Here is an 11,189-nt window from a genome sequence, read left to right as displayed (position 1 = left end):
TGGGGGATTGCCACGCACGGACGACACCCCGTTGAAAAGTTTTGAAGGATGGAGAGGGGGGCGGGGGAGAGGAAGGAAACTTTTCCAAAAGTTTCCTTCCTCTCCCCCGCAAACTCTTCCATAATGACCAGACGGACCAACAGCGCGACACACCCCATGCAACGACACGAGACACTTGACCTGGAAGATTTTGAAGCCCTGCTGCACCGGGCGGCGACCATGATCGCGGACCGGGTGGAACGCATTGGCCCGTGCGCCGAGGGGCCGGTGGTGCACCCGGCAACGTTCGACGAACTGGCGGCGCTGATTCCGTCCGACTGGCCGGAGGCGGGCGCGGGAGCGCACGCGGTGCTGGACGATGTGGCGCGGTGCATAGAGCCGTACGCCACGCGCATCGGGCACCCGCGCTTTCTGGCATGGATAACCACCAGCCCGGCCCCGGCGGGCACGCTGGGCGACATCGTGTGCACGGGGCTGAACCAGGCGCCGCTGTCGTTCAAGGGCGGCCCGGCGGCCACGGTGCTGGAGCACGTGGTCATCGGCTGGCTGGCCCGGCTGTTCGGCCTGCCGGAGGCTGGCGCGGGTACGAATGGCACGGGTACGGACGGCGCGGGCGGCACCATCGTGTCCGGCGGCACCATGGCCAACCTGATGGGCCTGACCGTGGCGCGCCATACGCACTTTCCGGAGGCGGCCACCAAGGGCCTTGCGGGCATCGGGCGCACCCCGGTGCTGTATGTTTCCGACCAGGGGCACATGTCCATCGAGCGTTCGGCGGTGCTGCTGGGCCTTGGCGCGGACAACGTGCGCGCCATTCCCTCCGGCACGGACAACAGCATGGACGTGACGGCCCTGCGCGCGGCAATCGCGACTGACAGGGCGGCGGGCCTTGCCCCGTTCTGCGTGGTGGCTCAGGCAGGCTCGGTGACCACCGGCGCGGTGGACCCGCTGCCGGAAATCGCCGACGTGTGCGCCGCGGAAGGGCCGTGGTTCCATGTGGATGCGGCCTACGGCGGGGCATCCATGCTGACGGAAGAGGGCCGCGCGCTGCTGGCGGGCATCGACCGGGCGGACTCCATCTGCGTGGACCCGCACAAGTGGTTTTTCATCCCCCTGGAATGCGGGGTAACACTGTTCCGCAGCAGGGCACGACAGATCGCCACGTTCCGGGCGCGCGCCTCGTATCTGGGCGAGGAAAACCCGCACGACCTCAAGAACACCACCTTCATCCTCAGCCGCGCCAATCGCGCCCTGAAGGTGTGGTTCGCCTTTCGTACGTATGGCCGCGAGCGGCTGCGGCGCATCGTGACGCGCAACATGGAACTGGCCCGGCAGTTCCGCGACCTGTGCGCCGCCTCGCCGGAATGGGTGGTGCTGGCCCCGGTGCAACTGTCCATTGCCTGCGCGCGTTACCTGCCGCAGGGGGACGGCTGGACCGAGGAAGACGTGGACCGCTTGCAGGTGCGCCTGCTGGAGCGGCTGGAAGCCTCGGGTGAAGGATTCCTGACCCCGGCCATGGTGCGCGGACGGGCCGGGGTGCGCCTGTGCGTGGCCAACCACCGCACCTCCGAGGCCGACATCCGCCTGCTGTTCGACCTCATGACCACGCTTGGCCGCGAACTGGCGGCACAGGGACCGCAGGGGCTCCGGGCTCCGCAGCCCCCGCAGGCCTAACCCGCCGATGCACGGCGGAAAGGGAAGAACACGGGCATGATCCGCTACATTTCGCGCATGCCGGACCGGGCATGGGAAGACGCCGCGCCGCGCACGGTAACCCTGCTGGGCAGCACCGGCTCCATCGGCGCCAGCGCGCTGAAAGTGGTCGAGACGCATCCCGGCCTGTTCCGGGTGGCCGCGCTGGCAGGTGCGCGCAACGTACGCCTGCTGGCCGAACAGGCCGCCCGCCACCGCCCGCCTCACCTCGGCGTGCTGGACGAAGCGGGCGCGGCGGAGCTGCGCGCGCTGCTGCCCGCCGGATACGCGCCGGACATCCACGTGGGGCCGGAAGGGTACGCCACGCTGGCGGCCCTGCCGGAGGCCTCCACGGTGCTGTCCGCCCAGGTAGGCGCTGCCGGGCTGCGCGCCACGGTGGCTGCGGCGCGGTCGGGCAAGGTGATCTGCCTCGCCAACAAGGAATCACTGGTGCTGGCGGGCGCGCTGATCCGGCAGATTTGCGCCGAAACAGGCGCGGTGGTGCTGCCCGTGGATTCGGAGCACAACGCCGTGTTCCAGGCCCTGCGGGTGCATGATACCTTGCAGGACGGGGCGCGCGCACCCGATGCCGTGCGGCGGGTCATCCTTACCGCGTCCGGCGGCCCGTTCCGAGGGCGCGATCGGGCCTTCCTGGCCTCGGTCACCCGCGAGCAGGCCCTGAATCATCCGAATTGGTCCATGGGCGCGAAAATCACCATCGATTCCGCCACCCTGATGAACAAGGGGCTGGAGGTCATCGAGGCCTACCACCTGTACGGGGTGGCCCCGGACGCCATAGAGGTGGTGGTGCACCCGCAGTCCATCGTGCATTCGCTGGTGGAATACGCCGACGGCTCGCAGATCGCCCACCTGGGCACGCCGGACATGCGCATCGCCATCGCCTACTGCATGGCCTGGCCGCGCTGCGTGGACACCGGAGTGGCCCCGCTGGACCTGGTGCGGGCGGGCAGCTTGACCTTCGAGGCCCCCGACTTATCCTCTTTCCCGTGTCTTGCGCTGGCGCGGCGCGTGCTTGCGCGCGAAGCCAGCACCCCCGGCGGCGCGGGTCTGCCCGTGGTGCTCAACGCCGCCAACGAGGCGGCGGTGGAACTTTTCCTGAAGGGCCGCATCGGGTTCATGGACATTCCCGCGCTGATCGAACGGGCGCTGGACGTCCATGAAGCGGAAACGCCTGGCACTGAAGCGGCGGACGACAAATTGCCTGACACCGCCGAAACATTTCTGATGCACGACATCGACCACATAGAGGCGCTCGACGCCGCAACCCGCCGCCGCGTACGCCACTGGGCAGACGCGGCAGGCACGCAAGGAACGGGCAACGCATGAGCAGCTTCCTTTCGGTTCTTCTGGTCCTTGGCGGCCTGATCTTCTTTCACGAACTCGGGCATTTCCTGATCGCCCGGGTGTTCGGCATCGGCGTGCAGACCTTTTCGCTGGGCTTCGGCCCGCGCCTGTTCGGCTGGCGCGGCGGCCAGACCGACTACCGGCTGTCGCTGGTGCCGCTGGGCGGCTACGTGTCGCTGGTGGGCGAAAGTGAAGAGGCCGAACTGCCCGAAGGTTTCGAGAAGCACCACAGCTTCACCCTGCGCCCGGCGTGGCAGCGCCTGCTGGTCATTGCCGCCGGGCCGGTGTTCAACCTGCTGCTGGCGTGGTTCATCTACTGGGGGCTGTTCTGGGCGCACGGCCAGTTCCAACTGGCCCCGGAAGTGGGCCGGGTGCAGCCGGAAAGCCCCGCCGCCATCGCGGGCGTGGCCCCCGGCGACCGCATCGTGTCCATCGGCGGCAAGCCCGTGCAGTGGTGGGACGACGTGGCCGGGTCCATCGTGGCCAGCGAAGGCCGCGAACTGGTCATCGCCATCGACCGCAACGGCACCGCCCTGTCCCTGAACGTGAAGCCGGAGGTGCGCACCCGCAAGACCATCTTCGGCGAAGACGAGCACACCTGGCTCATCGGCATCCAGGCGTCCGGGCGCACCGTGTCCCTGCCGCTGGATGGTTCCTCGGCCATGAAGGCCGGACTGGACCAGACCTGGCGGATGATCGTCATCACCGGCCAGAGCGTGCAGAAGATCTTCGAGCGGGTGGTGCCGCTGGATTCGGTGGGCGGGCCCATCATGATCGCCCAGATGGTCAGCGAACAGTCGCGTCAGGGGCTGGACAACGTGCTGGCCCTCACCGCGCTGATCAGCATCAACCTGGGCCTGCTGAACCTGCTGCCCATACCGGTGCTGGACGGCGGGCACATCATCTTCCTGACCATGGAAATGATCATGCGCCGCCCGGTCAACGCCCGCCTGCGCGAAATTACAACCCGCATCGGCCTGGCCTTCCTGCTGGCCCTGATGCTGCTGGCCACCTACAACGACATCGTGCGGAACCTGCAATGACCCACTCGACCGGGGCAGCAGGGGGGACCGCAGGAGGGGCAGCAGGGGCAACGGGAGCCTGCGAGACCGACGGCGACGGGGCCATCACCCTGGCCCTGAACGCGGCGGAATCGCGCGTGCAGGCCGCAGCCCTGCGCGACGGCGAAGCCCTGTTCGCGCAGGAATGGCATGTGCCCTCGCAGGGCACGGAACTGCTGGCCCCGGCCCTGGCCGACGCCTTTGCGCGGATGCGCCTTTCGCTGCACGATGTGCGGCGCATCGCCTGCGTGCAGGGGCCCGGCAGCTTCACCGGGCTGCGCCTGGTGCTGTCCACGGCGGCGGGCATGGCCCGCGCGCTGGATGCGGAGTTGGCGGGGCTTTCGTACACGCAACTGCTGGCCTGCGGCCCGCTGTTGCCGCGCGGCACGGTGCTGTGGGTGCTGACCCACGCCCGGCGCGGGCTGGTGCACATGCAGGCCTTCCGCATGCCCGGCGAGACTCTGGACGCCGTGGGTGCCGACGCCCCCGACGCCCCCGACGCCACTGTCGCTGCCACTCCCGCCCCTCTGCCTGAGGCACTGACCCCGGTGGAGGCGGCGACGCTTGACGCCGCCGTGGCCCGGATAGTGGCATTTCAATCAGGTTTAGAACATGCCGAGGACAAATCGGCGGCGACCGGATGCGATACTGACGCCGCCGTGGCCCGGATAGTGGCATTTCAATCAGACTTAGAACATGCCGAGGACAAATCGGCGGCGACCGGATGCGATACCGACGCCGCCCCCAGCGTCTGGCTGATGGGCAGCGGGGCCACCCGCAACCGGGCCGTCCTGACCCAGGCCCTGGCGGAACTGCTGCCGCAGGCGCGCTTTCTGCCCAGCCGGTTCGACCACCCCGCCCCCGCCCTGCTGCTGCCCCTGGCCTCCGCTGCCGCCTACGGCCCCGACGACGTGCAACCGTTGTACGTGCGCCCCTGCGACGCAGAGGAAAACCTGCCCGCCATGGCCGCCGCGCGCGGCATGGACCCGGAACAGGCCCGGCTGGAACTGGCCCGGCTGACCAGTGCACCGCTGGCAGACATCTCTCTGGCCGACACGCCCCCGGTCAACACTCCGCTGACCGGCGCGTAGCAACGCCGCACCCACGCCGCCGACCGGAGGGTTCCCCCCCGCTGTCACGCATCCCTCCGCCAATCCCCCCTTTTACCCTGCGCCGCAAGTATCCCTCCCCTGCCTTTCGCCTCACGCGGCTCCCGTAACCGCACGCCCAGCCCCCACAACCTAAAGCCCTCCGTCCTCCCGCCGATAAGGTTCCACAGGGGACAGGCGGCGCCATTCTGGCACCAGCCTTGCAGCCCCCACGGCGGGAGACCCCCAGCGGGAAATTTCTTCCGACGAAGAGGTGCATCATGGTCGATCTGGCATCCGGCGGCGTATACTTTTCCGGGCTCGGCAACGGCACGGACTTCTCCAAGGTCATCGACCAGTTGAAGTCCATCGAAGAGATCCCGCAAAAGCGCCTTACCTTATGGAAGGCCGACTGGCAGCGGCGTCAGGACGCCTTTGGCGAGTTGCGTACGGAAATCGCCTCGCTGAAGGACATCGTGGATTCCATGAACACCATGGAAAAATTCATGGTGAAGACGCCGACCAGTTCCAACGAGACCGTGGCCAGCGCCACCACCAATTCCAGCGTCCTTGAAGGCACCTACAAGATCGAGGTGGGGCAACTGGCCTCCAGTTCCATCTGGACCTACAACACCGCCTTCGCCGACAAGAAAACCAAGGTCAACGATTCCGGCAGCGACCAGCAGTTCGTCTACACCTACATGGGCAAGACCCGCTCGATCACGGTGCCCAGCGGCACCACCATCGACGGGCTCAAGAACATGATCAACAACGACCCCCAGAACCCCGGGGTAAAGGCCATGCTGGTGCAGAACGGCACCGGCTACACCTTCCAGTTCCGGGGCATGGACATGGGGGCCAACGCCACGCTGTCGGTGGATGCGGGCACCACCGTCACCGGGCTGCCCAGCGATGCCGCCAACTGGACCGTGCAGGCCAACCAGAACGCCCAGTACCGGGTCAACGGCTGGCCCGCCACCACCTGGCTGGAATCGACCTCCAACACGCTGAGCGGCGCTGTCGAGGGCATGAACATCACGCTGCGGGACGTGGGCACCTCGCAGATTTCCGTGGTCACCGACATCGACAAGATCAAGGAAAACATCGTCGGCTTCGTCGACGCCATGAACGCCGTACGGACGAAGATCAAGGAACTGACCGCCGTCAACAGTTCCAAGGAAGTGGACAACCCCGACGATGCCGCCTCTCTGTATTCCATGCAGAAGGGCTCGATCCTTACCGGCAACTACGGCGTGCAACTGTTGGCCACCCAGCTCAAGACGGCCACCGCGGACAAGGCCGCAGGCTTCGAGTATCAGTACGCGGACGGCAACCTGCTGCGCGGCGACGTGTATTCGTCGCTGTCGCACATCGGCATCCTGACCATTGCCGACACCAACAGTCCCACTTCGGGCCTTCTGGAAATTCGCGAGGAAGACCTGGGCGATGGCCTGCCCTCCCTGGACAAGGCGCTGCGCGAAAATCCCGAGGCCGTGGCGGAACTGTTTGCCGCCAGCGGGCTGCCCCAGTCCGACTCCTCGGATTTCAGCTACTACTCGCACGTCAAGGGCGTGACCAAGGCGGGCATCTACGACGTGACCTACGACGTGGACGCCTCGGGCAACATCGTCAACGCCTACGTGGGCGGCAAGCGCGCCAACGTGGACAACGTGAACAAGCAGATCACCGCCATCGAGGGAGATGCCCGAGGCCTGGCGCTGCAGGTCGACAACCTTTCGCAGGGCAGCTACTCGAGCCGCATGCGCATCAAGGAAGGCAAGCTGAGCGGGCTCAGCGACCAGCTTGAGGACATGCTGGGCAGCGACGGCGCGCTGAAGATCCTGGAAGACAACTACCAGGACATCATGGACGACATACAGACGAAGATCGACAAGGAAGTGGACCGCGTCACCCAGTGGGAACGGCGCGAGCGGCTGCGCTACTCGCGGCTGGAGGCCACCCTGGCCCGGTACGACGCCCTCGGCAAGTCGGTGGAAAGCCAGATCAAGTCGTTGTCCTCGTCCACGTCTTCGTAATTCCAGCGAACGGGGCGACCAGACCAACCGGAGTGACCGGGGCGCCCCCCACCTGCGCGCAACAGACCAACATCCCCCGCCACCACGCGGGAAACGACCACAACCCGCGACACACTCACCGCAGCACCACGCGGGCGCATACACCGGGAGAATGCAATGCAGAAGGCCGCACACGCCTACCTACAGACCCAGGTCACCACGACCACCCAGGGCGAGCTGTTGCTCCTGCTGTATGACGGGGCCGTCAAGTTCCTGAACCAAGCCAAGGAAAAGATCGCCGAACGCGACTACGCGGGCAAAGGCATCCTGATTTCCAAGGCCCTGGACATCGTCAACGAACTGGACGCCAGCCTGAACCTGGAAAAGGGCGGCGAACTGGCGGAGAACCTGCACAAGCTGTATTTCTACTGCTCCACCCGCCTGCTCAACGCCAACCTGAAGATGGACGTGACGTTCATCGACGAGGTGATCAAGATCCTGTCCGGCCTGCGCGGCGCGTACGGCCAGATCGTCAACACCCCGGAGGCCATGGCCGTGGGGGCCAGCATGGCGGCCAGCCGCACGCCCGCCAACGCAGCGCCTTCGCGCGTGCCGCTGCCCACCGCGCAGATGCCGCCGCTGGGCAAGCCCGCGCAGTTCGGCCGTGCCCACGCCCAGGCCTACGGCCAGCAGGCCCCGGCGGGCGACACCGCGCCGCAGGCGGCCACGCCCATGAGCCCGGCCCGGCCCGGCCAGCCAGCGCAAGCGGAGCAGACCGTGCAGGCCGCACTGGCAGCTGCCCCCGTGCCATCGGCACAGCAGGCAACGCCGACGTCGGCTGACGCGCCGTCCATGGCCCCGGCGCATGCCGTCGATGGCCCGACCGCCCCGGCGACCGGCGAAACGCCCGACACCTCGGGCGCATCGGGCGGATCAGGCGAATCAGGCGGATCAGACGGATCAGGCGGATCAGACGCATCAGGCGGATCAGGCGAATCAGGCGCCCAGCCGGTGAAGGGCTTTGCCCCCAGCCGCATGGCCGCGGCCAGCCTGTATCGCAAGTTCGCGCAGGGCTAGGCCGAACGCCAGGCGGCGGACGCCCTTCCCATGCCCGCCCCGCTGGGCTAGAACACGGCCCATGGTCACCGCCGCACCCCACGCCGCCGGATCCCCCGAATCTCCCGGTTTCCCCGGATCCCCCGGGTCCCAAAGCCCCATCGCAGCCTCCGGCCCCGCCGCTTCGGGCCCTTCCGGCCCGCAGGCGTCTTCCACGCCGCGCCGGGTGCTGCATGTGGTTTCCTCACTGGGGCTTGGCGGCACCGAAAAGGTCATGCAACTGCTGCTGACCCGGCTGGACCCGTCCCGTTTCCAGCGCGCGGTATGGAGCCCCGCCGACGGCCCCCGCGCCGTTCCCCTGCGCGAGGCAGGGGTGACCACCTTCGTCGGGGGTGACCTGGGCAGCGTGGCCGCCCGTTTTCTTCCCCACATCGTGCACGTGCACCGCGCGGGCTGGCCCCAGCCGGAACTGTTGCGCCCCCTGCGCACGGCCTTCCGTCAGGCGCACGCCGCCATGAGTTCTCCGGACGCAAGCGCCGGTGCTTCCCCCCGCCGCCTGCCCGCCATCGTGGAGACCAACGTCTTCGGGCGGCACGATCCTTCTCCCTCGGGCCAACTCATCGACGTCACCCTGTTCGTCTCGCGCTTCTGCGCCGAACGCTTTGCCCGCGTGCAGGGTATCGCCGCCGTGCCCCCGCGCTGGCGGGTGCTGTACAACCCCGTGGACACCGCCCTGTTCGCCCGGCTGACCCTGCCGCCCGCCGAGCGCGACTACACCCGTCCCGTGCTGGGCCGTCTGTCCCGGCCAGACCCCGGCAAGTGGTCGCACCTGGCCCTGCACATCCTGCCCGTGCTGCGCCGCGAACTGCCCAATTTCCGCTACGACATTGTCGGTGGCACCCCGGACGCGGAACGCTACGTGCGCGAACATGGCCTTTCGGATAACGTACGCTTTCTGCCCCCGCTGCGCGACGACGCGGAGCTGGCCAGGTTCTTCAATGAACTTTCCTTGCTGGCCCACGCCAACGACACCGGCGAAAGTTTCGGCCTGGCCATCGCGGAAGCCATGGCCGCCGGGCTGCCCGTAGTCACTCACCCCTGCCCCGGCCTGCGCGACAACGCCCAACTGGAGCTGGTGGAGCACGGCGTCACCGGGCTGGTGGCCGAAACGGTGGACGACTACGCCGGGGCCGTGTTGCACCTGCTGCGCCACCCCGGCACGGCCCGACGCATGGGCGAGGCCGGGCGGCGCAAGGCCGCCGCACTGTTCGACGCCGACATGCAGGCCCGCGCGCTGGAAGCGTTGTATGACGAGATGTGCCCACCGGAAGTGGCGAACGGAGAGGCCCCATGAGCACCGCGCCCGGTACGCCCGGCGGAGGCACCCGCCCCGACGTCCCCTACGTCACGGATGCCCCCGACGTCACGGATGCCGCAGACGCCTTGCTGGCCGCGTATACCTCCATGGTTCTGGAATTCCGGCTGGGCGCCGGGCAGGAGTCCCCCACGAGCGCAGTTACCAGCCAGCCCGTGCCCGATACGGAGACCCTCCAACTGGCGGCGGACAAGGCGGTGCGCCTTGCGCTACGCAGCGGGCGGCCGCACCTGGTGCTGCTGGGCACTGGCGACGGTGCCCTGCCCGAGGCGATTTGCGCCGCCCTTGCCACTGCCACGAACACGGCCGCGACCAACTCCGGGCAGGCCGCACCGCCCGGCGTGCCGCGCCTGACCCTGTGCGACCTTGCGCCGGACCGCATGCGCGCCGCGCTGGCCAGCGGACGCCTGAAGGATTTCGCCGCCCCGACGCCACCTCCGAACGCCCACCGCCTGCTGGCCGACACCTCGCCGTGGGCGCTGCTGCTGCTGTTGCGGGCCACCGGCATCACACCGGAAACCGCCACCCTGTTCCCCAATCCGTTCCTGCCGGATGCAGAGGCCGAGGCTCTGCACCGCTGGCGTCGCCTGTTCGCCGGATGCGTACCCGTGACGCTGCCCGATGCACATGAAAACGCGCCCCAGGACCCGCACGATGCCCCAGCCCATCTCCCCGGCCTGGGTGTGGGGGCCATCCTGCACCCCGCAGAGCCGGACCTGCCCGCCTTTTTCGCCCAGGTGCCCGGCTGGGTGCGAGAGATGGCCGTGGTCTGGGATGGCGCGCCGCCTCCGTTCGACCCGATCCCCCTGTGTCCCGTGCCGCTGCGCCAAGCGGTGCGCCCGCTGGGGGGCGACTTTGCCGCCCAGCGCAATGCCATGCTGGGCCTGCTGACCACCGAGTGGTGCATGTACCTGGACGCCGACGAACGGCTGGCCCCCCGTACCTGGGCCCTGCTGCCCCGCCTGATGGCTGTGCCCGGCGCCGGGGCCTGGCTGCTGCCCCGCGCCACCGCGTACCCCAACGCGGACCACCTGCGCGTGGGCTACGGCCTGTGGCCCGACGTGCAGTTGCGGCTGTTCCGTCGCATGCCTGGGGTATGCTTCCGGGGTGCGGTGCACGAACGGGTGGTGGGGGTGCACGGCCACACCTGCCTGCTGGCCGATGCCTGGATCGAGCACCTTAGCTGGATCGCCAAGGACCGGGACGCCCTGGCCGAGCGCCTGCGGGTGTTCAATGCGGCGGGTACCGACCAGACCGCCCCGTCCCCTTTGGGCGGGCTGCACCGGCTGAGCACGGAATACCCGGCACTGCCCCGACGCCTGTTCGTCGATGCCGGGCTGGTCTTCGACGGCAACGAACGACCCGTCAGTGGCGACGCAAAGGCAGGTGCGCCCCGCCGCCATCTGGCCCTGCGCCTGCCCCTGTCACCCTGAGAGTGACGCCCTGAGTGTGAGCCCCGGCTCCTGCCTTCGGGACCGGCGGCACACCCACCGCAAGCCGCCGCTCCGCCCCGTGCGGGACGGCACGCAAAGCCGCC

At 68.5% G+C, this 11,189-nt stretch carries 8 protein-coding genes; all 8 read left to right on the top strand.

The annotated features are described in order from the left end of the window. Positions 1-156: 156 nt before the first annotated feature. The 8 genes from DESTE_RS15525 (at position 157) to DESTE_RS15490 (ending at position 11,085) form a co-directional block, all read left to right on the top strand. The gene (locus DESTE_RS15525) at positions 157-1,674 is read left to right on the top strand and encodes a pyridoxal phosphate-dependent decarboxylase family protein (protein ID WP_035068611.1); all 1,518 of its coding nucleotides are present in this window, start codon (positions 157-159) and stop codon (positions 1,672-1,674) included. A 36-nt stretch (positions 1,675-1,710) separates the two neighbouring features. Continuing rightward, positions 1,711-3,039, top strand: a complete 1,329-nt coding sequence (gene dxr, locus DESTE_RS15520; RefSeq protein ID WP_035068609.1) for a 1-deoxy-D-xylulose-5-phosphate reductoisomerase — start codon at positions 1,711-1,713, stop codon at positions 3,037-3,039. After that, the gene (gene rseP, locus DESTE_RS15515) at positions 3,036-4,100 is read left to right on the top strand and encodes an RIP metalloprotease RseP (protein WP_035068606.1); all 1,065 of its coding nucleotides are present in this window, start codon (positions 3,036-3,038) and stop codon (positions 4,098-4,100) included. The genes dxr and rseP overlap by 4 nt, the downstream gene beginning before the upstream one ends. Further along, a complete protein-coding gene (tsaB, locus tag DESTE_RS15510) occupies positions 4,097-5,209 on the top strand; it encodes a tRNA (adenosine(37)-N6)-threonylcarbamoyltransferase complex dimerization subunit type 1 TsaB (protein ID WP_051384506.1) in 1,113 nt (370 codons plus the stop codon). The genes rseP and tsaB overlap by 4 nt, the downstream gene beginning before the upstream one ends. 278 nt (positions 5,210-5,487) lie before the next feature. Continuing rightward, positions 5,488-7,242 carry a flagellar filament capping protein FliD gene (gene fliD, locus DESTE_RS15505; protein WP_035068604.1) on the top strand — a complete coding sequence of 585 codons (1,755 nt, stop codon included), beginning with the start codon at positions 5,488-5,490 and terminating at the stop codon, positions 7,240-7,242. Positions 7,243-7,398: 156 nt separating this feature from the next. Beyond that, on the top strand, positions 7,399-8,298 hold the full coding sequence (fliS, locus tag DESTE_RS15500; protein ID WP_035068600.1) for a flagellar export chaperone FliS: 900 nt from the start codon (positions 7,399-7,401) through the stop codon (positions 8,296-8,298). 61 nt (positions 8,299-8,359) lie between these two features. Then, the gene (locus tag DESTE_RS15495; RefSeq protein WP_084559498.1) at positions 8,360-9,631 is read left to right on the top strand and encodes a glycosyltransferase family 4 protein; all 1,272 of its coding nucleotides are present in this window, start codon (positions 8,360-8,362) and stop codon (positions 9,629-9,631) included. Further along, the gene (locus DESTE_RS15490) at positions 9,628-11,085 is read left to right on the top strand and encodes a glycosyltransferase family protein (protein ID WP_035068595.1); all 1,458 of its coding nucleotides are present in this window, start codon (positions 9,628-9,630) and stop codon (positions 11,083-11,085) included. Before DESTE_RS15495 ends, DESTE_RS15490 begins: the two co-directional genes overlap by 4 nt. Positions 11,086-11,189 lie beyond the last annotated feature (104 nt).

Origin of the sequence: Nitratidesulfovibrio termitidis HI1 (genome assembly GCF_000504305.1) — a bacterium.
Lineage (GTDB): Bacteria > Desulfobacterota > Desulfovibrionia > Desulfovibrionales > Desulfovibrionaceae > Cupidesulfovibrio > Cupidesulfovibrio termitidis.
Note: the sequence above shows the minus strand (reverse complement) of the source record. Positions and strands in the feature narration are given on the sequence as shown.